Origin of the sequence: Nocardioides sp. NPDC059952, assembly GCF_042730435.1 — a bacterium.
Lineage (GTDB): Bacteria > Actinomycetota > Actinomycetes > Propionibacteriales > Nocardioidaceae > Nocardioides.
The window spans coordinates 99,997-124,628 of record NZ_JBHWLY010000009.1 but is presented as its reverse complement, the minus strand read 5'-3'; the positions used below and the strand labels follow the sequence as shown (position 1 = coordinate 124,628).

At 67.9% G+C, this 24,632-nt stretch carries 20 protein-coding genes; 19 read left to right on the top strand and 1 reads right to left on the bottom strand.

Annotated elements, in window-relative coordinates; genetic code table 11:
- Nucleotides 1–190 precede the first annotated feature (190 nt).
- Nucleotides 191–1,429, bottom strand: coding sequence for a DUF349 domain-containing protein (locus tag ACFV9G_RS06805; protein WP_378726088.1), 1,239 nt, complete (start codon nt 1,427–1,429; stop codon nt 191–193).
- A gap of 188 nt (nt 1,430–1,617) precedes the next feature.
- Between ACFV9G_RS06805 and ACFV9G_RS06800 the strand changes: the two genes are divergently transcribed.
- The 19 genes from ACFV9G_RS06800 (at nt 1,618) to ACFV9G_RS06710 (ending at nt 24,596) form a co-directional block, all read left to right on the top strand.
- The gene (locus ACFV9G_RS06800; RefSeq protein ID WP_378726086.1) at nt 1,618–2,313 is read left to right on the top strand and encodes an MBL fold metallo-hydrolase; all 696 of its coding nucleotides are present in this window, start codon (nt 1,618–1,620) and stop codon (nt 2,311–2,313) included.
- Nucleotides 2,310–3,659 carry a histidine--tRNA ligase gene (hisS, locus tag ACFV9G_RS06795; RefSeq protein WP_378726084.1) on the top strand — a complete coding sequence of 450 codons (1,350 nt, stop codon included), beginning with the start codon at nt 2,310–2,312 and terminating at the stop codon, nt 3,657–3,659. The genes ACFV9G_RS06800 and hisS overlap by 4 nt, the downstream gene beginning before the upstream one ends.
- Nucleotides 3,656–5,443, top strand: a complete 1,788-nt coding sequence (gene aspS, locus ACFV9G_RS06790; RefSeq protein WP_378726082.1) for an aspartate--tRNA ligase — start codon at nt 3,656–3,658, stop codon at nt 5,441–5,443. The genes hisS and aspS overlap by 4 nt, the downstream gene beginning before the upstream one ends.
- A 244-nt stretch (nt 5,444–5,687) precedes the next feature.
- Nucleotides 5,688–6,701: an ABC transporter permease gene (locus ACFV9G_RS06785; protein WP_378726080.1), complete on the top strand. Its 1,014-nt coding sequence runs from the start codon at nt 5,688–5,690 to the stop codon at nt 6,699–6,701.
- Between the two features lie 96 nt (nt 6,702–6,797).
- On the top strand, nt 6,798–8,504 hold the full coding sequence (locus ACFV9G_RS06780) for an ABC transporter substrate-binding protein (RefSeq protein WP_378726078.1): 1,707 nt from the start codon (nt 6,798–6,800) through the stop codon (nt 8,502–8,504).
- 163 nt (nt 8,505–8,667) lie between these two features.
- Nucleotides 8,668–9,684, top strand: a complete 1,017-nt coding sequence (locus ACFV9G_RS06775) for an ABC transporter permease (RefSeq protein WP_378726076.1) — start codon at nt 8,668–8,670, stop codon at nt 9,682–9,684.
- Between the two features lie 14 nt (nt 9,685–9,698).
- Complete coding sequence (locus ACFV9G_RS06770; RefSeq protein WP_378726075.1) at nt 9,699–10,784, top strand: ABC transporter ATP-binding protein; 1,086 nt, start codon at nt 9,699–9,701, stop codon at nt 10,782–10,784.
- Nucleotides 10,784–11,971: an ABC transporter ATP-binding protein gene (locus ACFV9G_RS06765; protein ID WP_378726073.1), complete on the top strand. Its 1,188-nt coding sequence runs from the start codon at nt 10,784–10,786 to the stop codon at nt 11,969–11,971. Before ACFV9G_RS06770 ends, ACFV9G_RS06765 begins: the two co-directional genes overlap by 1 nt.
- Nucleotides 11,972–12,198: 227 nt before the next feature.
- Nucleotides 12,199–13,197, top strand: a complete 999-nt coding sequence (locus ACFV9G_RS06760) for an ABC transporter permease (protein ID WP_378726071.1) — start codon at nt 12,199–12,201, stop codon at nt 13,195–13,197.
- 47 nt (nt 13,198–13,244) lie between these two features.
- The gene (locus tag ACFV9G_RS06755) at nt 13,245–15,056 is read left to right on the top strand and encodes an ABC transporter substrate-binding protein (RefSeq protein WP_378726069.1); all 1,812 of its coding nucleotides are present in this window, start codon (nt 13,245–13,247) and stop codon (nt 15,054–15,056) included.
- Between the two features lie 91 nt (nt 15,057–15,147).
- Complete coding sequence (locus ACFV9G_RS06750; protein ID WP_378726067.1) at nt 15,148–16,140, top strand: ABC transporter permease; 993 nt, start codon at nt 15,148–15,150, stop codon at nt 16,138–16,140.
- A gap of 69 nt (nt 16,141–16,209) precedes the next feature.
- A complete protein-coding gene (locus ACFV9G_RS06745; protein ID WP_378726093.1) occupies nt 16,210–17,541 on the top strand; it encodes a replication-associated recombination protein A in 1,332 nt (443 codons plus the stop codon).
- Nucleotides 17,542–17,553: 12 nt separating this feature from the next.
- Nucleotides 17,554–18,111 (top strand): hypothetical protein, encoded by a 558-nt coding sequence (locus ACFV9G_RS06740; RefSeq protein WP_378726065.1) that lies wholly within the window; start codon nt 17,554–17,556, stop codon nt 18,109–18,111.
- Nucleotides 18,108–18,422: a DUF6167 family protein gene (locus ACFV9G_RS06735; protein WP_378726064.1), complete on the top strand. Its 315-nt coding sequence runs from the start codon at nt 18,108–18,110 to the stop codon at nt 18,420–18,422. The genes ACFV9G_RS06740 and ACFV9G_RS06735 overlap by 4 nt, the downstream gene beginning before the upstream one ends.
- Before the next feature lie 8 nt (nt 18,423–18,430).
- Nucleotides 18,431–21,103, top strand: a complete 2,673-nt coding sequence (gene alaS / locus ACFV9G_RS06730; protein WP_378726092.1) for an alanine--tRNA ligase — start codon at nt 18,431–18,433, stop codon at nt 21,101–21,103.
- A complete protein-coding gene (ruvX, locus tag ACFV9G_RS06725) occupies nt 21,103–21,573 on the top strand; it encodes a Holliday junction resolvase RuvX (RefSeq protein WP_378726062.1) in 471 nt (156 codons plus the stop codon). Before alaS ends, ruvX begins: the two co-directional genes overlap by 1 nt.
- Nucleotides 21,574–21,701: 128 nt before the next feature.
- The gene (gene mltG, locus ACFV9G_RS06720) at nt 21,702–23,072 is read left to right on the top strand and encodes an endolytic transglycosylase MltG (protein ID WP_378726061.1); all 1,371 of its coding nucleotides are present in this window, start codon (nt 21,702–21,704) and stop codon (nt 23,070–23,072) included.
- Between the two features lie 13 nt (nt 23,073–23,085).
- Nucleotides 23,086–23,922 carry a shikimate dehydrogenase gene (locus ACFV9G_RS06715; protein ID WP_378726058.1) on the top strand — a complete coding sequence of 279 codons (837 nt, stop codon included), beginning with the start codon at nt 23,086–23,088 and terminating at the stop codon, nt 23,920–23,922.
- Entirely contained in the window at nt 23,919–24,596 is a 678-nt protein-coding gene (locus tag ACFV9G_RS06710) for a prepilin peptidase (protein ID WP_378726056.1), read from the top strand. The genes ACFV9G_RS06715 and ACFV9G_RS06710 overlap by 4 nt, the downstream gene beginning before the upstream one ends.
- The last annotated feature ends 36 nt before the right edge of the window (nt 24,597–24,632 follow it).

The window sequence follows — 24,632 nt, the reverse complement described above, 5'->3', positions numbered from 1 at the left end:
CGGCGGCGCCGGCCTGTGACCCCACGCCGAGTCGGCGCAAACTGACGAAAAAGCACGCCGAGTCGGCTCGTTATGACGAGCCGACTCGGCGGATATTTTCGTCAGGATGAGCCGACTCGGCCGGATTCTGCGTCAGAACGCGCCGACTCGGCGCCTGTCGCGAGGACAGAGCGCCGAGTCGACGGATGAGTCAGGAGAAGTCGGCGCTGGCGCGCTTGGCCATCTCCAGGAACTGGCGGCGGGACTCGAGGTTCTCCTCGAGGCTCTTGATCTTGCGGGCGTCACCCGAGGTCTGGGCCTTGGTGAGGTCGCTCTCGACCTGGGCGATGGCCTCCTCGAGCTTGGCGATCATGTCGTCGGCTCGAGCGGACTTCTCCGGGTCGGACTTGCGCCACTGGTCGTCCTCGGCGGACTTGATGGCCTGCTCGACCTTGCGCATCGCGCCCTCGAGCTCCTTGATGCGGTCGCGCGGGACCTTGCCGGCCTCGTCCCAGCGGTCGGCGATGTCACGGAAGGACCGCTTGACGGCGTCGAGGTCGTCGCCCTTCTCCAGCAGCGGGAGAAGCTCCTGCGCCTCGGCGAGCAGGCCCTCCTTGACCACGGCGTTCTGCGCGAACTCGGCGTCGAGCGCCGCGTTGGCGGAGTCACGGGCACCGAAGAAGACGTCCTGGGCGGCCCGGAACTGCTTCCAGAGCTTGTCGTCGACGTCCTTGGGGGCCGGGCCGGCGGCCTTCCAGTCGCGCATGAGGTCGCGGTAGCGCCCGGCAGTGGGGCCCCAGTCGGTCGAGGCCGAGAGCTGCTCGGCCTCGACGATGATCCGCTCCTTGATCACCTTGGCGTCCTCGCGCCGGGCGTTGAGCTCGGCGAAGTGGGCCTTGCGTCGCCGCGTGTAGGCGGTGCGTGCGGTCGAGAAGCGTCGCCACAGCGCGTCGTCGGACCCGCGGTCGATGCGGGGGAGCGCCTTCCATTGGTCGAGCAGCTCACGCAGCCGGTTGGCACCGTTGCGCCAGTCGTTGCTCTGGGCCAGCTTCTCGGCCTCGGCGACGAGAGCCTCCTTGGCGACCTTCGCCTCGGCCGCCTTCGCGGCCCGCTCGGCCTTACGGGCCTCACGCTGGGTGGCGATGACCGGCGCCAGAGCGTCCAGTCGCGCCACCAGCGAGGCCAGATCACCGACCGCGTTGGCGTCGGTCACCTTCTCCACGACGGTCTTGACCGCCGCGGTCGCCTCGTCGGGCGACGTCTTACCCGCATGCACGCGCCGCTCGAGCTGCTCGACCTCGAAGGCGAGCTGGTCGAACCGGTTGGTGAAGAAGGCAAGCGCCTCCTCCGGCGTGCCTTCCGGGTATTGCCCCACGGAACGTTCGCCCTCAGCGGTCTTCACGTAGACCGTTCCGTCTTCCTCGACCCGACCCCACTGCTCGCTGGTCACAATGTCCCTACTCTTCGCATGAGGCGCTAACCTCTTATGAAATCTCCCCCGCCGGACACCGTGCTCGTCACAGTCCCGGTCGGCTCAACTTGCAGGTCCCCGTGGTGTCCCGGCACACCTCGGGATGCCCATCGTAGTCAGACGCCACGATGCGGCGCTGCACTGTACCGCTGGATAGGGTGTTTCTCGTGTTGATCGCAGGCTTTCCCGCCGGTCCGTGGGGCACCAACTGCTACGTCGCCGCCACCGGTCCGGGCACCGAGTGCGTCGTGATCGACCCCGGGAAGGACGCGGCCAAGGGCATCGAGGAGATCGTCCGCGAGCAGCGCCTCAAGCCGGTCGCCGTGCTCCTCACCCACGGCCACGTCGACCACATGTGGTCCGTGACCCCGGTTTCCAAGACGTACGACTCCACGGCCTGGATCCACCCCAACGACCGCCACCTCCTCGCCGATCCGCTCCAGGGGATCTCGCCGGAGTCGGCGCAGATGCTCCTCGGAATGCCGCAGGGGACCTACGACTTCGTGGAGCCCGACGACGTCCGCGAGCTGAGCGACGGGCAGGCCATCGGCCTGGCCGGGATGAGCTTCCTGATCGACCATACGCCCGGGCATACCGAGGGGTCGGTCACCTTCCGGACTCCCTACCCCGACCACGCCGAGGTCAGTGACGTGATGTTCTCCGGCGACCTGCTCTTCGCGGGCAGCATCGGGCGTACGGACCTCCCCGGCGGTGACCACGCCACGATGCTGCAGTCCCTGACCACCAAGGTGCTGCCCCTCGCCGACGACATCGTGGTGCTCCCCGGCCATGGCGAACAGACCTCGATCGGGCGCGAGCGCGCCACCAACCCGTTTCTTCAGGACCTGATCACCACACCATGAACAAACCAACACCGCTCTCCGGATTTCCGGAGTTCCTGCCGAGCCAGCGCACCGTCGAACGCGAGGTCATCGCGACCCTGAGCCACACCTTCGAGCTGCACGGCTTCGGCAACATCGAGACCCGCGCCGTCGAGCCGATGGACCAGCTGCTGCGCAAGGGCGACACCAGCAAAGAGGTGTACGTCCTCAAGCGGCTCCAGGAGCAGGACGAGTCCCGTGACAAAGGGATGGGCCTCCACTTCGATCTCACCGTCCCTTTCGCCCGCTACGTACTCGAGAACGCCGGCAAGCTGGAGTTCCCCTTCCGCCGCTACCAGATCCAGAAGGTCTGGCGAGGTGAGCGCCCGCAGGAGGGCCGCTTCCGCGAGTTCGCGCAGGCCGACATCGACATCGTCGGACGCGACACGCTCCCGTTCCACCACGACGTCGAGGTCGCCCGGGTCATGCTCGAGGCGCTCGGCAGGCTCACCTTCCTGCCCGGGTTCACGCTCCAGGTCAACAACCGCAAGCTGATCCAGGGCTTCTACGCCGGCCTCGGCGCGCCCGACGTCGAGGAGACCATGCGGCTCATCGACAAGCTCGACAAGATGCCGGCCGACGAGGTCGGCAAGCTGCTGGTCTCCGAGGCGGGGCTGAGCGACGAGCAGGCCGCCAAGTGCCTCGAGCTCGCCACGATCACCGCCACCGACGACTCCTTCGTGGAGAAGGTCCGTGCGCTCGGGGTCGAGAGCGAGCTGCTCGAGGAGGGCCTGAGCGAGCTGGCCACGCTGATCACCGCCACCGCGCCTCTCAACACCGACTCCGTACGCGTCGTGGCCGACCTGAGCATCGCCAGGGGTCTGGACTACTACACCGGCACCGTCTTCGAGACCCGCCTCGACGGCTACGAGTCCCTGGGCAGCATCTGCTCGGGCGGCCGCTACGACGCGCTCGCCAGCGATGGCAAGACCACCTACCCGGGTGTCGGGATCTCGCTCGGCGTGAGCCGCGTCCTGGTGCCCCTCGTGGCCAAGGGCGTGCTCGACGGGAACCGCAAGGTCCCGAGCACGGTGCTGGTCGCCGTCGCCGACGAGGAGAGCAGGGCGGAGGCCGATTCGGCGGCCCAGCAGCTGCGCGCTCACAATGTTGCCTGCGAGGTCTCGCCGAACGCCGCCAAGTTCGGCAAGCAGATCCGCTTCGCGGAGCGCCGCGGCATCCCGTACGTCCTCTTCGCGACCGAAGGTGGCTACGAGATCAAGGACATCCGCACCGGCGATCAGGTCCCGGCCGACCCGGCCACCTGGACGCCGCAGAACGAGAGCGACCTGAAGCCCCAGGTCGTCGCGAACAACGAGGAGAAGAAGTGATCCGCACCCACGACGCCGGCACCCTGCGTGCCGAGCACGTCGGCCAGACCGTGACCCTCGCCGGCTGGGTAGGCCGTCGACGCGATCACGGCGGGGTCGCGTTCCTCGATCTGCGTGAGTCCAGCGGCGTGGTCCAGGTCGTCGTACGCGACGAGGAGATCGCCCACGCGCTCCGCAACGAATACTGCATCAAGGTCACCGGCGAGGTCGTCGCCCGCACCGACGAGAACCGCAACCCCAACCTCGCCACCGGCGAGATCGAGATCGTCGCCAAGGACCTCGAGGTCCTCTCCGCCGCGGCCGCCCTGCCGTTCCCGATCGACGATCATGTCGAGGTCGGCGAGGACGTACGTTTCAAGCACCGCTACCTCGACCTGCGCCGCACGGCGCCCGGCAACGCCATCCGGCTGCGGTCGAAGGCCAACAAGGCCGCCCGCGACGTGCTCGACGGCCACGCCTTCGTCGAGATCGAGACCCCGACCCTGACCCGCTCGACCCCTGAGGGTGCCCGCGACTTCCTGGTGCCCGCGCGCCTGCAGCCGGGCTCCTGGTACGCCCTGCCGCAGTCCCCGCAGCTGTTCAAGCAGCTGCTCATGGTCGGTGGCATGGAGCGCTACTACCAGCTGGCCCGCGCCTACCGCGACGAGGACTTCCGCGCCGACCGGCAGCCGGAGTTCACCCAGCTCGACATCGAGATGAGCTTCGTCGAGCAGGACGACGTGATCGCGCTCGGCGAGGAGATCGTCGCGGCGCTGTGGAAGCTGATCGGCTACGACGTACCGCTCCCGCTGCCGCGGATGACCTACGCCGACGCCATGGCCAAGTACGGTTCGGACAAGCCCGACCTGCGCTTCGGCATCGAGATCACCGAGTGCACCGACTACTTCTCCGAGACGACGTTCCGCGTCTTCCAGGCGGCCTACGTCGGCGCCGTGGTGATGCCGGGTGGCGCGAGCCAGCCGCGGCGTCAGCTCGACGGCTGGCAGGACTGGGCCAAGCAGCGTGGCGCCAGGGGCCTGGCGTACGTCCTGGTCCAGGAGGACGGCTCGCTGACCGGTCCGGTCGCCAAGAACCTCTCCGAGACCGAGGCCGCCGGACTGGCCGCTCACGTCGGCGCCAACCCCGGCGACTGCATCTTCTTCGCCGCCGGTGCGCCCAAGTCGAGCCGCTCCCTGCTGGGTGCCGCCCGGCTGGAGATCGGCAACCGCCTCGACCTTCGCAAGGACGGCGACTGGAGCTTCCTGTGGGTCGTCGACGCGCCGCTGCTCGAGCCGGCCTCCGAGGCCGTCGAGTCCGGTGACGTCGCGGTCGGCGCGGGGGAGTGGACCGCGGTCCACCACGCCTTCACCAGCCCGCAGGACGTCGAGAGCTTCGACAAGGACCCCGGCAACGCGCTCGCCTGGGCCTACGACATCGTCTGCAACGGCAACGAGATCGGCGGCGGTTCGATCCGTATCCACCGCGAGGACGTCCAGAAGCGGGTCTTCGACCTGATGGGGATCGGCGAGGAGGCGGCCGAGGAGAAGTTCGGTTTCCTGCTCGACGCGTTCAAGTTCGGTGCCCCGCCCCACGGCGGCATCGCCTTCGGCTGGGACCGCGTCGTCGCCCTTCTCGCCGGCACCGACTCGATCCGCGACGTCATCGCCTTCCCGAAGACGGGTGCCGGCTACGACCCGCTCACCGCCGCTCCGGCGCCGATCACTCCGGAGCAGCGCAAGGAGGCGGGCGTCGACGCGCTGAGCTCAACCTCTCCGGCTGCCGCCGAGGGCGAATCGGCGAACTGAGCGAACCTCGGCGATATCCAACAGAGTCTCCGGGACCGGTCCACCGGTCCCGGAGACTCTTGGCATTCTCTAAGGAATTGCGAGAAGGCATCCCGATCTGCCGTATCACTGGTTGAAATCGGATCGTTACCGGTCCGGGCTCCATCCTGGCAAAGGGATCACATAGAGTTCCATCCGTCGACCTCGTGGGTCGGACGCTGCCGTGCGACGGCGGCACCCACAAATACGACTAGACAGAGGAACCATGAGCGAATCGGCCACCGTGTTCGAAGGTGAAGAACTCTCGGGTGGATCGACACCTTCTGCTTCGCCTGAGGAGGCGAAGAAGATTGCCGGCAAGTCGCCGATGAAGCTGGCATGGATGCGGCTTCGCAAGGACAAGCTGTCGATGGTGTCGCTGACGGTGGTCATCCTGGTGGTCCTGGCCGCCATCCTGGCCCCCTTTCTCGTCAAGATGGGCGTGCTGGACCCGTTCAGCTACAACCAGGAGCTGCTCGACGCCAACACCATCCCCGAGGGCCGGTTCAGTGGCGCGAGCCTCGCGCACCCGCTCGGCGTGGAGCCCGGCACCGGCCGCGACGCCTTGTCCCGGTTCTGGTACGGCATCACGTTCTCGCTGATCATCGCCCTCACCGCCGCCATCTTGTCGGTGGTCATCGGCGCGATCATCGGGATCATCGCCGGCTTCAGCGGTGGCTGGGTCGACGCCGGCCTGAGCCGCTTCACCGACCTGACCCTCTCGTTCCCCTCGACGATGATGCTGCTGGCGCTCTCGGCGCTCGGTCTCGAGCTCGTCCAGATGGTGACGGGACTACCCAACGGACCACTCGCCCAGGGGATCTACTGCACCGTGGTGCTCGCGATCTTCGGCTGGACCAGCACCGCCCGCGTGGTCCGAGGACAGGTCCTCTCGATCAAGCAACGGGAGTTCGTCGAGGCGGCGATCGTCCTGGGTGCCTCGAAGGGACGGATCTACTTCAAGGAGATCCTGCCGAACCTGTGGGCCCCGCTGCTGGTCCTGGTCACCCTGATGATGCCGGCCTACATCTCGGCCGAGGCGGCGCTGAGCTACCTCCAGGTCGGAGTGAAGCCGCCGACGCCCACGCTCGGCAACGTGCTCACCGACTCGTTGAAGTACGCGCAGGTGGACCCGTTCTACTTCTTCATGCCCGCGATCATCATCGCGACGATCGTGATCTCGTTCAACCTTCTCGGGGACGGGTTGCGAGACGCCCTTGATCCCAAGGGTGACAGGTGAGCCTCGGGGCTCCGTCCACACACAGGTGACCCGCCCGGGACACCGTTACGGCGTCAGTTGTCAGAGGCTGACGGCGACCACACCAAGGAGAAACGAATGCTCAAGAAGCGAGCTAAGTACGTAGCGGTCAGTGCCGCCGGCGTGCTCGGTCTTTCGCTGGGCCTGGCTGCCTGTGGCGGCGGGGACGGCGGTGGCTCGAGCTCGGCAAACACGCTGACCATCGTCGCTGAGGACCCGATCGACCACCTGGACCCGCAGCGTATCTACGTCGGCGAGACCATCTCGCACACCACGCGTCTGGTCTACCGCAAGCTGCTCTCGAACCCGTCCTCGACCGACCCGAAGGTCTCGAGCAAGCCGATCCCCGACCTGGCGACCGACGAGGGCACCTCGACCGAGGGCGCCAAGACCTGGTCGTTCACCATCAAGGACGGCGTGAAGTGGGAGGACGGCTCCGACATCACGTGTGAGGACTTCGCCTACGGCGCCTCGCGCAACTTCGCCGCCGACGAGCTCACCGGTGGTCCGGGCTTCTACCTGACCGCGAAGCTCGCGCTCAAGGGTGAGTACCCGGGCCCCTACACCGCGACCCCGGAGCAGCAGGCCGACTTCGACCAGGCGGTGACTTGCGACGGCAAGACCATCACCTACAAGTTCAAGTCGCCGTGGCCGGACTTCCCGCTGGCGATCTCGTCGCTGCACATGATGGACCCCTACAAGAAGTCTGAGGACAAGGGCGCCAAGAACGACGACGTCATCTTCTCCAACGGCCCGTACAAGGTCGACACCTGGAACGCCCAGAAGGGCGGCACCCTGGTGCGCAACGACGAGTACGACCCGGAGACCGACGACAAGTCGCTGCGTGAGGCCAAGCCGGACAAGGTCGTCTTCAAGTTCGGTGAGAAGGCGACGACCACCTACGAGAAGCTGTTCTCCGACAGCCCCGACTCGCAGGCGACCATCGTCAGCGGCTCGCGCGTCCCGCCGGAGTTCTACCCGCGTCTCACCGAGGCCGGTGTCAAGGACCGCTACGTCCAGGTCCAGTCGCCCTACGTCGACTACCTGGTGCCGAACCAGAACCAGATGAAGGACCCGAACGTCCGCAAGGCGCTGGCCCAGGCGACCAACGTCGAGTCCTGGATCGCCGCCGGCGGTGGCGAGAAGGCCTACACCCCGGCCGACTCGATCGTGAACCCGGCCGTTCCTGGCTACGTCGCCAACCCGGCGTACAAGGACCGCAACCTCAAGGGTGACCCGGCCGCGGCGAAGAAGACCCTGGCCGACGCCGGTGTCAAGACGCCGTACCCGATCACCTTCACCTACCCGCAGAGCGACACCGCTGACAAGCAGGCCGCTGCGCTGGTCGAGGGCTGGGAGGCCGCCGGCTTCAAGGTCACCCTGGACCCGCTGGGCGACGTCTACTACTCCAACATCCAGAAGCCTTCCAACAAGGCCGACGTGATGTGGGGCGGTTGGGGTGCCGACTGGGGCTCCGCGATGACCGTCACCGCGGCGCTGTTCGACAGCCGCCAGATCGAGAAGTCGACCAACGGCCAGAACTACGGCAACTACAACAACCCTGCGGTCGACAAGCTGTTCGACCAGGCCGCCAACTCCGCCACCATCGAGGAGCAGAACAAGTTCCTCCAGGAGGCAGACGCGGTCATGGGTGAGGACGTCGCCTACATCCCGCTGGAGATCGCGACCTTCAACTGGGTCTACGGCTCCAAGGTGAAGAACTTCGTCACCACCGATGCCTCCTCGTCCTACCCGGACCTGGCGACCATCGACGTCGAGGACTGATCCTTCAGCTCCGCAACACCGTTCGGACGGCCCTGAGCCGTTCCGACCTTGGAGGCGGGGCTCGCCAGAGCCCCGCCTCCCCCCATGTACCTGGACACGATTCCCCCCGGACGACACCCCACGACGGTGCTCCGGCCGATCCCAATGAAGGTGAGACCCACCGATGGTCGCCTACATCATCCGGCGCGTGATCGTCGGTTTGCTCATGCTGGTGGCGATGAGCTTCATCGTCTTCGCACTGTTCATGAAGAACCCGGTCGACCCGGCACAGTTCTCGTGCGGTAAGAACTGCCCCCCGGAGCGTATCGAGGAGACCCGTCAGGCCCTCGGCTACGACCAGCCGCTGCTGGTCCAGTGGGGCAACTTCGCCAAGGGCGTCGTCGTCGGCCGCGAGTACCCCGCCGACGAGGCGATGCGCGAGGCCAACCCCGAGCTGGTCACCGAGTGCGCGGCGCCCTGCCTGGGCTTCTCCCAGCAGCTGCAGATGACGGTCAACGAGGAGATCGCGGAGGCAGCCCCGATCTCGATCTCGATCGCCCTGGTCGCGGTCACCATCTGGGTCGTCTTCGGTGTTCTGTTCGGAGTGCTCGCAGCCGTCTTCAAGGGGTCCCTCGTGGACCGCGGAGTCGTCGGAGCCACGCTGTCCCTCTACGCGTTTCCGACCTTCTTCGTGGGTGCCTTGCTGATCAACTTCGTAGCCATCAAATGGGGGATCTTCCCCGCACCGGGATACGTGCCTATAGCCGAGGGCGGTGTCGGGGAATGGCTGGTCCAGCTCATGCTCCCCGGGTTCACCCTCGCGGCGGTCTACATGGCGGGCTACGTACGCATGACCCGGGCGTTCGTCCTCGAGTCGATGAGCGAGGACTACATCCGCACCGCGAAGTCCAAGGGCCTCAAGGGCAAGAAGGTGCTGTTCAAGCACGCGCTGCGCGCCGCGCTGACCCCGCTGGTGACGATGTTCGGTCTCGACGTCGCCGCCGTCCTCGGCGGAGCGATCATCACCGAGGACGTCTTCAACTACTACGGTCTCGGAAAGCTCGCGGTGACCGCGAACGAGACCTACGACCTTCCCACGATCGTGGGCCTGGTGCTGCTCCTCGGCGCTCTGGTGATCATCGCCAACATCGTCGTCGATGTCCTGTACGCCTTCATCGACCCGCGCGTGCGCGTCGCCTGAGGAGGATCTGATCAATGACTGACCTTTCCACGACTCCCGAGTCGACGCGGGCCAACGGCGGCGCGTTCCTCTCGGTGCAGGACCTGAAGGTTCACTTCTCCACCTCCGACGGCATCGTCAAGGCGACCGACGGCCTCACCTTCGAGCTCGAGCGCGGCAAGACCCTCGGCATCGTGGGCGAGTCCGGCTCCGGCAAGTCGGTCTCGAGCTCGGCGATCATGGGGCTGCACCGCGGCACCAACGCCATCCTCAGCGGCCAGATCATGCTCGACGGTGTCGACCTGCTCAAGGTGAGCAACGAGGACATGCGCAAGCGCCGCGGTCGCGACGTGGCGATGATCTTCCAGGACCCGCTCTCCGCGATGCACCCCTACTACACGGTGGGCAACCAGATCATGGAGGCCTACCAGGTCCACAACAACGTGACCAAGAGGGAGGCGCGCAAGCGCGCCATCGAGATGCTCGACCGTGTCGGCATCCCGCAGCCCGACCGTCGCGTGGACGACTACCCGCACCAGTTCTCCGGTGGTATGCGCCAGCGCGCGATGATCGCGATGGGGCTGATCAACAACCCCAGCCTGCTGATCGCCGACGAGCCGACCACGGCCCTCGACGTGACCGTCCAGGCGCAGATCCTCGACCTGCTCCAGGACCTGCAGCGCGACTTCGACGCGGCGATCATCATCATCACCCACGACCTCGGCGTCGTGGCCGAGATGGCTGATGACGTACTCGTGATGTACGCCGGCCGCGCGGTCGAGTACGGCCCGTGCAAGGAGATCCTCACCAACCCGGAGATGCCCTACACCTGGGGACTGCTCTCCAGCGTGCCGGACCTGACCGCGTCGACCGAGGCCAAGCTGATCCCGATCCGGGGCAACCCGCCCTCGCTGCTCAACCCGCCGCCGGGATGCGCCTTCGAACCGCGCTGTGACCACGTGGCGAAGGTGGGCGGCGACCTGTGCCGGACGACCCTTCCCGAGCTCACCCCGGCCAACAGCGGTGGCAACCACACCAAGCGGTGCCACATCAAGAACGCCGACGAGGTCTACGAGGCAGAGATCCTGCCCGAGATCGCACCTGACCTGGTGGAGGACTGATGAGCGACACCACGACCGCCCCCGCGGCCTCGGTCGCGCCGGAGAGCACCGAGACGGTGCTCTCGGTCGACAACCTGAAGATGCACTTCCCGGTCAAGGGCAGTGGCGTGATCCGGCGTACGGTCGGGCACGTCAAGGCCGTCGACGGGGTCTCCTTCGAGGTGGCCAAGGGCAGCGCCCTGGGCCTCGTCGGCGAGTCCGGTTGTGGCAAGTCCACGACCGGCCGGATGGTGACGCGGCTCTACAAGCCCACCGAAGGCAAGATCGACTTCGAGGGCACCGACATCGCCAACTACTCGGGGCGGCAGCTGCACCCGATGCGCCGGGAGATCCAGATGATCTTCCAGGACCCGTCGACCTCGCTGAACCCGCGTCACACGGTCGGGTCGATCATCGGCGCACCGCTGCGGATCCACAACATGGTGCCGAAGAACAAGGTGCTCAGCCGGGTCCAGGAGCTGCTCGAGCTCGTCGGGCTCAACCCCGAGCACTACAACCGCTACCCGCACGAGTTCTCCGGCGGTCAGCGCCAGCGCATCGGCATCGCCCGAGCCATGACCCTGCAGCCGAAGCTGCTCGTCGCCGACGAGCCGGTCTCGGCGCTGGACGTCTCGATCCAGGCGCAGGTGATCAACCTGCTCCAGGATCTGCAGAAGGAGTTCGACATCTCCTTCCTGTTCATCGCTCACGACCTCGCCATCGTTCGTCACTTCTGCCCCGAGGTCGCGGTGATGTACCTCGGCAAGATCGTGGAGATCGGTGACCGCGAGTCGATCTACGAGCGCGCTCACCACCCCTACACGCAGGCGCTGCTCTCCGCCGTGCCCGACGTGAAGCAGGCCGCGATCGGTGGCCGGCGTGAGCGGATCCGGCTGGAGGGCGACGTACCTTCGCCGATCAACCCGCCCTCGGGCTGCCACTTCCGCACCCGCTGCGCCATCGCCAAGGACATCTGCTCCGTGGTCGAGCCGCCGCTGCTGCAGATCGGCAAGAAGCACAAGGTCGCCTGCCACTTCCCGGGTGAGATCCACCAGCACCCGGAGAAGCCGATCACCGCGCCGCTCCTGGGCGTCGACGAGTTCGGTGCACCGGACCCGGGCGCCAGCCCGGCCGAGGTCCCGGGCGACGGTCCGGGTTACGCCGACACCTGGTACGACCTGGCGAACAACTCGCGGGGTCGCGCCTGAGGATCTCCCGCGTCTCGGCGAGATTACGAAAGACGGTCCGCAGCCTTTGGCTGCGGGCCGTCTTTGTTACGTATGTGTCACGCGTCACCGTCGGTATCGAACCGTTATCTGTAGTCCCGCCCGAACCTGTGGAACTTGGCATACCTTGTGGCAGCGCGCTGGTTCGGGACCGCGCCAAGTGGTCAGGTCTTGGGCGAGCCCTTGGCAGCGAACGGAGAGACGAGCGTATGACTGTGTCCGAAGTGTTGATCCAGGGTCCTGACCCCGAGATCACTCCGGAACCGAGGACGGGCGACGTCGCCGGCCGTTCGCCGATGCGGATCGCCATGGACCGCCTCCTCTCGGACAGGGTCGCGTTGCTCTGTGCTGGCATCGTGCTGCTCTTCGTCCTGATCGCGATCTTCGCGCCGCTGCTGTGCAAGCTGTTCGGCGTCGAGCTGCGTGCCGGTGACCCGGTGACCGACACCGACTCGTTCAACTACCCCGTCATCGGCCCGCCCAACTACGGGTTCACCTGGGAGGCCCCGCTCGGCCTGGAGCCCAACTCCGGCAACGACCTGCTCGCGGAGTGGTTCTACGGCGCGCGTACGTCGCTGCTGGTCGCCACGGTCGCCACGGTCGTCTCGACGGTCGTCGGCGTGGTGCTCGGCCTGATCGCGGGCTACAGCCGCGGCTGGGGTGACCGGGTGGTCACGTTCCTGACCGACCTCTTCCTGACGCTGCCGTTCCTGCTGGTCGCGATCGCCGTCTCGCCGATGCTCGTGGAGCGGTGGCGGGAGAACCCGGCGATGCTCGACAACGCCTCCCTGATCGCGCTGATCGTGATCCTCTCGATCTTCGGGTGGATGGGCCTGGCCCGGCTGATCCGCGGCGAGGTGATCTCGCTGCGCGAGCGCGAGTTCATCGAGGCCGCGCACGTGCTCGGGATGCCCACGCACCGGATCCTGTTCAAGGAGCTGCTGCCCAACCTGGTGGCGCCGATCGTCGTCTCGTTCTCGCTGAGCCTGCCGGCCACGATCGCCGCGGAGGCGACGCTCGCCTACCTCGGCGTCGGCGTCACCGGCCGCCCGTCCTGGGGTCAGACGATCCTGCGGGCCCAGAACTGGTTCGACGAATACCCCTTGTACCTCTACGCGCCGATCATCGGGATCGTGGTCCTGGTCTTCGCGCTCAACCTGCTCGGAGACGCCATCCGCGACGCCTTCGACCCCAAGTCTTTCCGGTGAGCACGTCGTCGGAGAGAGGCATCAACCATGGAAGGTGGAGACCTACGATGCGATTGAAGAGAACAGTGATCGCCGCCAGTGCGATCGCTGCGCTGACGCTCACCGCTGCGTGTGGTGGCGGGGGCGGCGGTGGCGAAGACTCGGCAGGCGAGTTCAAGGCCGGCGGCGGCGCCGGCGCCGGAAAGGACGCCACGGCCGAGGGCCCGCTGGAGATCCCGTCCGACGCGAAGAAGGGCGGCACGATCACCGTCCTCACGAACAACGCGCCGGCGACCCTCGACCCGACCCGGACCTACTACGTCGACTCCGGTGCGATCATGTCCGGTCTGGTGACCCGGTCGCTGACGCAGTACGTCTACGACGAGGAGAGCGGTGACTCCATCCTCGTCCCCGACCTCGCCACCGACCTCGGCCAGGTCTCCGAGGATGGCCTGACCTGGACCTTCACGCTGAAGGACGGGATCAAGTACGAGGACGGCACCGACATCACCGCCGAGGACGTCGTCTACGGCATCAAGCGCTCGTTCGCGACCGACACCCTGACCGACGGCCCGACCTACCAGACGACGTTCTTCAAGGACGGCCAGAAGTACAAGGGCCCGTACGCAGACACCGACGCGGAGCTGAAGAAGCTCTCCGGCTATGACGCGAGCGCCGGCTGGTACGGCGGCGAGGACTACGACGGCGTCGAGGCCGACGGCAACAAGGTGATCATCCACCTCGCCCAGGCGTTCCCCGAGCTCGACTACTATGCCTCCTTCCCGGTCTTCTCGCCGATCCCGAAGGCGAAGGACAAGGACCCGCTGGCCTACGAGAGCCACCCGATGGCAACCGGCCCCTACAAGTTCGAGTCCTACAAGCCCGGCACCTCGCTCAAGCTGGTCAAGAACGACCAGTGGGCCGCCGACACCGACCCCGGCCGGTTCCAGGCCGCCGACGCGTTCGACTTCAAGTTCGCGCAGGACACCGCGAAGCTCGAGAACCAGATTCTGGGCGACAAGGGCGCGGCGCAGTCGATGATGACCTACGACGACGTCACTCCGCCGACGTACAAGTCGATCAAGGAGAGCGCCCCGGACAACCTGATCGAGGGCACCTCGCCGTGCACCTACATGTACCGGCCCGACCAGACCAAGATCACGGACAAGAAGGTCCGCGAGGCGATCAGCTGGGCCTACCCCTACCAGGCTGCTTGGAAGGCCTCCGGCGAGATCGTCGGTGTCACCATCCAGCCCGGCACCTCGCTGCTGCCCCCGGGCACCGCGGGCCGCGTCGAGTACCAGTACCCGAAGGGTCAGGACGGCCAGACCACCGACCCCGAGAAGGCCAAGGCGCTGCTGAAGGAGGCCGGCGCCGAAGGCTTCGAGATCAAGTGGTACTACGAGCGTGACGACGAGCAGTCCGTGGCCAAGAAGGACCAGATGGTCAAGGGCTTCGAGGCCGCCGGCTTCAAGGCGACCCCGGTCGCCTCGACCGACGCCACCTACCGCGACGACCAGAGCAACCTGGACGCTCCGATCAACCTCCGTTACGGCGGCTGGTGCTCCGACTGGCCCTCGGGCGGCTCGTGGTTCCCGGCGCAGTGGATCGGCAGCAACGCCAACAAGCCGGGTATGCCGAACCCGACCAACTTCAAGCAGGCCGACGCCGACGCGAAGCAGGCCGAGGTCCTGAAGAAGGACGCCGACGAGGTTCCCGCCGCGTGGGGCGAGTTCGACAAGTGGATGCAGGAGACCTACATGGTCGAGATCAACGCAGGCTACGACGCGAACGCCTTCATCAAGGGCTCGCTGGTCGGCGGGGTCGTCAACGACCCGGTCAAGGGCATGCCGAGCTTCTCCATCATGTACCTCAAGTGAGGTGACGGGCCGGTGCGGGCATCAGCTCGCGCCGGCCCACCCGGGGCGTCGAGCCCGTGAGCTGTCTTCCAGGAAGTGAGTCGTTCGGTCCATGATCGGTTTTGTCGTACGCCGGTTGATCTCGGCAGTGCTCGTGCTGTTCGTGATCTCGGTGGCGGTCGTCGCGCTCTTCACCTATGGCCCGAGCGACCCGGCGGACGCGATGTGCCCGGAGCCCAAGTGCACCGCCGAGCGTCAGGACGCGATCCGGGAGGCGCTCAACCTGGATGCGCCGCTCCATGTTCAGTACACCGAGTACATGACCGGCATCTTCCAGGGTCGCGAGATCGCCTTCGGCTCCGAGTCGTACGACTGTGCGGCCCCGTGCTTCGGGGTCAGCTTCATCTACCGGGTCAATGTCTGGGACGACATCAAGGACCGGATCGGGCCGACGGTCTCGGTCGCGGTCGGCGCGGGCGTCACGATCCTGATCATCGGTGTGCCCATCGGGATGTTCGCGGCCAGACGCAGAGGGAGCTCGGCGGACAAGGCGGTCATCGGTGCGACCCTGGTGATCGAGTCGATTCCGTACTACCTGTTCGTCCTGCTCGCCTTCCTCTATCTGGCGGTCCAGGCCGGGATCTTCCCGCAGGAGGGTTACACACCGCTGACCGACTCACCGCTGAAATGGGCGTGGGGCCTGTTGCTGCCCTGGCTCGCGCTCGGCCTGGTGAACTCCTCCAAGTACGCCCGGTTCACCCGCGGGTCGATGATCGAGGCGTTCAACGAGGACTACGTCCGCACGGCGCGAGCCAAGGGGCTTCACGAGCGCAGGATCGTCAACAAGCACGCGCTGCGCGCGGCCGTCGTGCCGATCGTGACGATCTTCGGCATCGACTTCGGCGCACTGCTGACGGGCACCATCTTCACCGAGCTGATCTTCGGCATCCCCGGCCTCGGTCTCCGGGCACTCAACGCGGTCAGCCAGAGCGACCTGCCGGTCATCGAGGCGACCACGCTGATCTCTGCCTTGATCATCGTGGTCACCAACCTCCTGGTCGACCTCTTCTACAGCGTGCTCGACCCACGCGTACGCCTCACCTGACCCCCACCCCTGTCGGCCGAGTCTGTCGGTGCCGGCCACTAGGGTTGGCGTGTGGACGGGTTGTTTGAGATGGGGGCTGCCGCGGGCGCCTCGCGTGGCGGGTCGCTGAGCCACAGCGACCATGCGGCCGCGCCCCTGGCGGTGCGGATGCGGCCGCGTACGCTCGAGGAGCTCGTGGGCCAGAGCTCGCTCAAGGCGTCCGGGTCGCCGCTGCACCAGGTGGTCGAGGGCGGACAGTCGCTCTCGCTGCTGCTGTGGGGGCCGCCGGGGACCGGGAAGACCACCATCGCCTCGATCGTGAGTGGCTCCACCGACCGCCGCTTCGTCGAGGTTTCCGCGGTCTCGGCCGGGGTCAAGGAGGTCCGGGCGGCGATCGACGCGGCCCGCGCCCAGCTGGTCGCGACCGGCAAGGAGACGGTGCTCTTCGTCGACGAGGTGCACCGGTTCAGCAAGGCGCAGCAAGACGCGCTGCTTCCCGGCGTGGAGAACCGCTGGGTCACGCTGGTCGCCGCCACCACGGAGAACCCCTTCTTCTCGGTGATCTCGCCGCTGCTGTCCCGCTCGCTCCTGCTGCGGTTGGAGTCGCTGACCGACGACGACATCCGCGGCGTACTCCTTCGGGCTCTGGAGGACGAGCGCGGGCTCGGTGGGTCGGTGACGATCGCCGAGGACGCGCTCGACCATCTGGTCCGACTCGCCGGCGGTGATGCGCGCCGGTCGCTGACCTATCTGGAGGCGGCCGCGGGAGCGGCGTCCGAGGGAGAGATCACCCTCGAGGCCGCCGAGCGGGCCGTCGACCAGGCGGCGGTGCGCTACGACCGGCAAGGTGACCAGCACTACGACGTGGTCAGCGCCTTCATCAAGTCGGTGCGCGGCTCGGACGCCGACGCCGCCCTGCACTACTTGGCGCGGATGATCGAGGCGGGGGAGGACCCGCGCTTCATCGCGCGCCGGCTGATGATCCTCGCCTCCGAGGACATCGGCCTGGCCGACTCGACGGCGCTGCAGACCGCGGTCGCAGCGGCGCAGACGGTGCAGCTGATCGGGATGCCGGAGGCACAGCTCACCCTGGCGCACGCGACGATCGCGCTCGCGGTCGCGCCGAAGTCCAACGCGGTCACCAACGCCATCTTCGCCGCGCGCGCCGACGTCGCGGCCGGCAAGATCGGCAACGTCCCGCCGCACCTGCGCGACGCCCACTACGAGGGCGCGAAGAAGATCGGGCACGGGAAGGCGTACAAGTACGCCCACGACGAGCCGTTCGGCATCGCGACGCAGCAGTACGCGCCGGACGCGGTTGCCGAAGCGGAGTACTACCAGCCGACCACCCACGGAGCCGAGGCCGGAGTGAAGGAACGTTGGGAGCGTGTCCGGAAAATCGTGCGCGGCCAGGATGGATAGGGTAGGCGCACCATGACGAACTCGAGCATGCCCGGGTGGGCGCTGGTGGCGACGCTGACCGCGGTGGGGGTTCTGGTCCTCATCGCGTTGGCGACGGTGCTGCTCGCGCTCCGGGCGCGCCGCGCCGCGCGGCGCCGGCTCGAGGAGGCGGAGGCCAGCGAGGCCGAGCTGCGCGAGCGGCTGGAGGCACTGGAGAAGCGGCTGACCCCGGCCGAGCCGGTCGGCCGGCGACGGCGCCGGGACCTGGCCGAGAGGGAGTATGTGATCACCTCCCTCGGGGAGGACGGCGAGCCTGCCGAGGTCGAGCAGGTGGTGCAGCGTACGTTGACCGCACCCGCCTTCGCGGACGCCGTGTTCCGGGAGACCGTGGTGCACGGCGCCGCGCTGGTCCACGGGGTGCGCCGGGCGCTCTCGCCCGAGGTGCGGTTCAAGATCCGCTACGAGATGCACCGCGAGGTCAAGCGGGCACGCAAGGACCGGAAGAGCGAGATGCGCGAGGCGCTGCGCGAATACCGTGCGCGCCAGCGCGCGGCAGTTGACGAGGACGTACGTATGGAGGACTCCCGATGAGGGGTGCGATCTGGTTCGTGGTCGGCGCGGGCGCCGGCGTATACGCGGTGGTCAAGGGGCGGCGGGCCGCAGAGGCCTTCACCGCCGACGGCCTGCGCGACCGAGCCCAGGCGCTCGGGGTCGGCGCGCGGATCTTCCGCGAGGAGCTGGCCACCGGCAAGGCCGAGAAGGAGCTCGAGCTGCGCGAGTGGATCGAAGCCAGGACCGCTGGTCCGAAACAGATTGGCGCCAACGGTGCCGGTCAGCAGAAACTTGGATTGAACGGGCCAACCGAGGACCCGAGGCAGAACATGGAAGGCAGTAACCCCTGATGGAGTGGTTGAGCACGGCGGAGATCCGCCGCCGTTTCACGGCGCATTTCGCCGAGAACACGAGTGTCGGCGAGCACACGGTGGTGCCGTCGGCATCGCTGCTGCTCGACGACCCCAACCTGCTCTTCGTCAACGCAGGCATGGTTCCCTTCAAGCCCTACTTCCTGGGGCAGGCAACTCCGCCCTACGACCGGGCGACCTCGGTGCAGAAGTGCATCCGCACGCCCGACATCGAGGAGGTCGGCAAGACCACCCGGCACGGCACCTTCTTCGAGATGTGCGGCAACTTCTCCTTCGGTGACTACTTCAAGGAGGGCGCGATCACGCTCGCCTGGGAGCTGGTCACCAAGTCGGTCGCCGACGGTGGCTTCGGCTTCGACGAGTCGGCCCTCTACCCGTCGGTGCTCAACGGCGACGAGGAGGCGGTCGCGCTCTGGAAGAAGATCTCCGGCCTGCCCGACGACCGCATCGTCCGGCTGCCCCCGAGCGAGAACTACTGGTCCATGGGCGTGCCCGGGCCCGGCGGCCCGTGCTCGGAGATCCTGATCGACCGGGGTCCGGAGTTCGGTGCCGACCGTGACTGGGACGCCGGCGACCGCTACTTGGAGTTCTGGAACCTCGTCTTCATGCAGGACAACGTCGTCGCGGCGCGGTCCAAGTACGACGTCGACATCGACGGCCCGCTGACGCAGACCGGCATCGACACCGGGCTCGGACTCGAGCGCGTCGCCTACCTGATGCAGGGCAAGGCGAACATGTACGAGACCGACGTGGTCTTCCCGGTCATCGAGAAGGCGATGGAGCTGACCGGGAAGAAGTACGGCGCCACCTATGAGGACGACGTGCGCTTCCGCGTCGTCGCCGACCACGTGCGCTCCTCGCTGATGCTGATCAGCGACGGCGTGACCCCCGGCAACGAGGGCCGTGGCTACGTCCTGCGGCGGCTGATGCGCCGCGCGATCCGCAACATGCGCCTGCTGGGCTACGAGGACCCGGCGATGCCCGAGCTGCTGCCGATCTCCCGCGACAAGATGGGGGAGACCTACACCGACCTGCACACCGGCTGGGACCGGATCAAGCGGGTCGCGGACGCCGAGGAGGAGGCCTTCCGCAAGACCCTCGCGGCCGGCACCCAGATCTTCGACCTGGCCGCGACCGAGGTGAAGTCGAGCGGATCCACCACGTTCACCGGTGCCAAGGCGTTCCAGCTCCACGACACGTACGGGTTCCCGATCGACCTGACCCTCGAGATGGCCGCCGAGGCGGGCCTCGAGGTCGACGAGCCGGGCTTCCGCGGTCTGATGACCGAGCAGCGCGAGCGGGCCAAGGCCGACGCGCGCGCCAAGAAGGGTCAGCACGCCGACGTGTCGGTCTACCGCGGCATCCTCGATGCCAACGGGCCGACCGACTGGCAGGCCTACACGACCCTCGACACCGAGTCGAAGCCGATCGCTCTCCTCAAGGAGGGCAAGCGGGTCGACGTGCTCGGGCCCGAGGAGATCGGTGAGATCGTCCTCGACCGCACCCCGTTCTACGCCGAGTCCGGTGGCCAGTCCGCCGACGCGGGCATCATCGAGTTCGATGGTGGCCGGCTCGAGGTCGTCGACGTGCAGCGGCCGGTCAAGGGTCTCGTGGTCCACCAGGTCCGGGTCGTCGACGGCGAGTTCCACGGGGGTGGCCTCGTGCACGCGCAGGTCGACCCCGAGTGGCGTCTCGGCGCCCGCCAGGCCCACTCCGGCACCCACGTGGTGCACGCGGCGCTGCGCGAGGTGCTCGGCCCGACCGCGCTGCAGTCGGGTTCCTACAACCGCCCCGGCTACCTGCGTCTCGACTACGGCTGGACCAAGGGCCTCACGCCCGAGCAGATGCACGAGATCGAGGAGGTCTCGAACAACGCGCTGCGGGCCGACCTGCCGGTCGCGTGGGACTACATGACCCTGCCGCAGGCCAAGGAGTGGGGCGCGATCGCGCTCTTCGGCGAGACCTACGACGACTCCAAGGTGCGCGTCGTCGAGATCGGCGGCCCCTGGTCGCGTGAGCTGTGCGGCGGCACCCACGTGGACCACTCCGCCCAGATCGGCACCGTCGTGGTCACCTCGGAGGCCTCCGTCGGCTCCGGCAACCGGCGCATCGAGGCCTACACGGGCGTCGAGGGCTTCAACTACCTCGCCCGTGAGCGCGACGTGGTCTCCGAGCTCAACCTGCTGCTCAAGACGAAGTCCGACGACGTCGTCGGCAGGGTCTCCGACCTGATGGAGCGGCTCAAGGCCGCCGAGAAGGAGATCGCCCGGGCGCGTACGGCACAGCTGCTCGCCTCCGGTGGCTCGATCGCGGCCACCGCGGTCGACGTCAACGGCGTCCAGCTCGTCGCCCAGCGGGTCCCGGGGGTGGGCGGCGGCGACGCTCGCACGCTCGCCCAGGACGTACGCTCCCGGCTCGGTGAGGCTCCGGCGGCCGTCGTGCTCGTCGGCGACGCTGACGACAAGGTGGCGATCGTGGCCGCGGTCAACCCGGCCGGCATCGCCAAGGGCGTCAAGGCGGGTGACCTGATCAAGGAGCTCGCGCCGGTCGTCGGCGGTCGTGGCGGTGGCAAGCCGGACTTCGCGCAGGGCGGTGGCACCGACGTCTCCAAGATCGACACGGCGCTCGGAATGGTCGCGACGCTGGTAGCGCAAGCCTGATGCGCCACGGCGTGCGCCTCGGTCTCGATCCCGGCGACGCCCGGATCGGCGTCGCCAGGAGTGACCCCACGGGGTTCCTGGCGACGCCGCTCGAGACGGTGAAGAAGGGCCGCGGAGACCTGGCGCGTCTGCAGGAGATCGTCGCCGAGATCGCCGAGGAGTCGACGATGCTCGAGGTGGTCGTCGGGCTGCCCCGGTCCCTCAAGGGAGGGGAGAACCCAGCGACTGCTAAGGTCCGGGACTTCGCCGCGTCCTTGGCGCGACGAGTGGCTCCGGTCCCGGTACGCCTCGTCGACGAACGACTTACAACCGTTTCCGCGGAGGCTATGCTCCGAGACCGAGGTCGCAAGGGCCAGAACCGCCGAGCCGTGGTGGACATGGCCGCAGCGGTTGTGATCCTGCAACACGCATTGGACAGTGAGCGCGCTTCGGGGACCGCGCCTGGAGAGATCGTTGAGGTCGGTCATTGAGTGAGCGCTACTACCCCCCGGACCCGCGCGACCCGCGTCGCCCTGGCCAGGGGTCATATGGTCGCGATCCGCGCGGTGGCCATCCGCCACGGCAGCAGCCGCCGCAGGATCCCCGAGACCCACGGCGGATGCCGCCGCAGATGCCCGGCCAGGTGCCGGGTCAGATGCCGGGTCAGATGCCCGGGCAGATGCCTCCGCAGCAGCAGGGCCAGCCGGGTCGACGCCCGGGGCCCCGTCCGGTGCCCGGTGCCGGGACACCCCCGCCGGGCTACGGCCGGCAGGAGCCGCCGCAGCGTCCGGGCGGCTACGGCGGGCCGACCTACCAGCAGCAGCCGGCGTTCTTCGAGGGTGGTCCCGCAGATCACGATCCCTACTTCGACGAGAAGCCGCCCAAGCGCAAGCGACGTTTCGGTGGCTGTCTGGCCGTCCTGGTGGCCATGGCGGTGGTCCTCGGTGGGTTCTACTTCGTGGGGGACCGGGCGATCGACTACGTCAGGGACATGGTCGCGCCGCCCGCCGACTACCCCGGACCCGGCACCGACCCGGTCTCCTTCGAGGTGCACGAGGGCGACTCCGTCTCAGCCGTCGGCCGCAGCCTGAAGGAGGTCGGCGTGGTGGAGTCGGTCGATGCCTTCATCGAGGCGGCCAACGCCGAGGGGCTGACCGTCCAGGTCGGGTTCTACCCGCTGAAGAAGCAGATGAAGGCCGCCGACGCCGTCGAGATCCTCGCCAACCCGGAGAACATCGACACGGTCAACGTCACCATCACCGAGGGGTCGCGCGCCAAGGCGATCTACAAGGTGCTCGCCGAGAAGACCGGGAAGAAGCCGGCCGAGTTCAAGAAGGCCGCCCAGGACACCGAGGCGATCGGCCTGCCCGACTACGCCAAGGGCAATGTCGAGGGCTATCTCTTCCCCGCGACGTACGCCTTCCCGCCCGACGCCACGCCGACCGAGATGCTGTCGATGATGGTCGACCGGTGGGAGCAGGCGCTCGGCGACAACGACATCGAGGCCCGCGCCAAGCAGCTCAAGTGTGGCGGCGGCAAGGCATGTACGGCCGAGCAGATCATGACCGTCGCCTCCCTCGTCGAGGCCGAGGGTCGCGGTGACGACATGGCCAAGATCGCCCGGGTCATCTACAACCGGGTCGAGAACCCCGGCACGGCCGGCCAGGCGGGCTTCCTGCAGATCGATGCCACGGTGAACTATGCGCTCGGGAAGTCCGGCAGCACCGAGCTCGGCGGGGTCGACGTGCAGACGGTCGACTCGCCCTACAACACCTACACCAACAAGGGCCTGCCTCCGGGGCCGATCGGGGCACCGGGCGACGACGCGATCCAGGCGGCGCTCAACCCGGCCGAGGGTGACTGGTACTACTACGTGACCGTCAACCTGAAGACCGGTGAGACGAAGTTCGCCAAGAACTACGACCAGTTCCTGAAGTACAAGGCCGAGTACAAGGCCTACTGCGAGTCATCGAAGTCCAAGAGCTGCTGAGGAGAAGACCTGCGTGAAGTGTGCTGTCCTGGGTGACCCGATCGGTCACTCGCTCTCCCCGGCGCTCCACCAGGCGGCGTACGCCGAGCTGGAGATGTCCGACTGGTCCTACACGTCCACTCGAGTGGCCGCCGGCGGTCTGGCTTCCTATGTCGCCGACCTCGGTGGCGACTGGCCGCCGAGCCGGTGGCGGGGGCTGTCGGTGACGATGCCGCTCAAGCGGGAGGCGTACGAGCTGGCGCGGGCGATCTCGCCGCGGGCGCGGCTCGTGGGGGCGGTCAACACCCTGGTGCGCTCCTCGCACGGCTGGGTGGGGGACAACACCGACCTGCCCGGCGCGGTCGCGGCGATCCGGGAGCGGGCCGGTGACGGGTTCTCCTGCTCGCACGGTGTGGTTCTGGGTGCCGGTGCCACGGCGGCCTCGACCGGGCTCGCGCTCGCCGAGCTCGGAGCCTCGCGGATCACGCTGCTCGCCCGGAACCCGGGCGCGGCGGGGGAGACGATCGAGATGATCTCGCGCCACCGCAGCAAGCCGGTCGTCTCGGTGCTGCCGCTGGAAGCAGCGGTCGACGGCGCGGACGTGGTCGTCTCCACAGTTCCCGCAAAGGCGCAGACCCCAGAGCTCATCGACCGCTGGGCGTCGACGCCGGTCGTCTTCGACGTCGTCTACGACCCGTGGCCCTCGCCGCTGCTCGCGGTCACGCCCGGCGTGGCCGTCAGCGGCCTGGACCTGCTCGTGCACCAGGCGGTGCTGCAGTTCGAGATCTTCACCGGCCGTCCGGCGCCGCTCGGCGCCATGCGGGCAGCGGGGGAGAAGGCGCTGGGGATCGCGGAGTCCTTGCCGGCATGAGCCCTGGGGCGGTCGTGCTGGTGAGTGCGGCCGTCGCCGGTCTGCTCGCTCTCGGCGTGCCGGCGCTGCTTCGCCGTCTCCCCGAGCCGGTCGACGACCCACCGGCGGTTCCTTATGCGACCGTGGCCGGATGGGCGCCGCTCCTGCCGGTGGCGGTGGTGGTCTCGGCGGCGCTCGCCGGGCTGCTCGCCTGGCGGGTGGAGCCCTCTCGGCTGATGGTGGCGCTGGTGCCGCTCCTACCTCTTTGCGTACTGCTCGCCTATGTCGACTGGCGCGTCCAACGGCTGCCGAAGATGCCGATCCTGGTGGCCACCGCGGTCGGGCTCGGTCTGCTGGCCATCGAGTGGCTCAGCACGCGTGACACCGCGACCGCTCTCGCAGCCCTTGCCGGCCTGGTGATCGCCCGCTCGGTGTTCTGGCTGCTGTGGCGGCTGGTGCCGCACGCGATGGGCTTCGGGGACGTACGTCTCGCGGCGCTCGTCGGCCTGGTCCTCGGTCGCCTCGGCTGGGAGCAGCTGGCCCTCGGGCTGTGGGCCGGGCTGGCGATCTTCGGCGTCTGGGGCATCGGACGTGCCGTCGCACAACGCTCGCGCACGGCGATGCGTGAGCCCCTGGCGTACGGGCCGTTCATGATTCTGGGCATGCTCGTCGGGGTGCTCGCCGTCTCGCTTTGAGGCCGGGTGCACAGGGTTGCGTGGCCGGGATGAAAG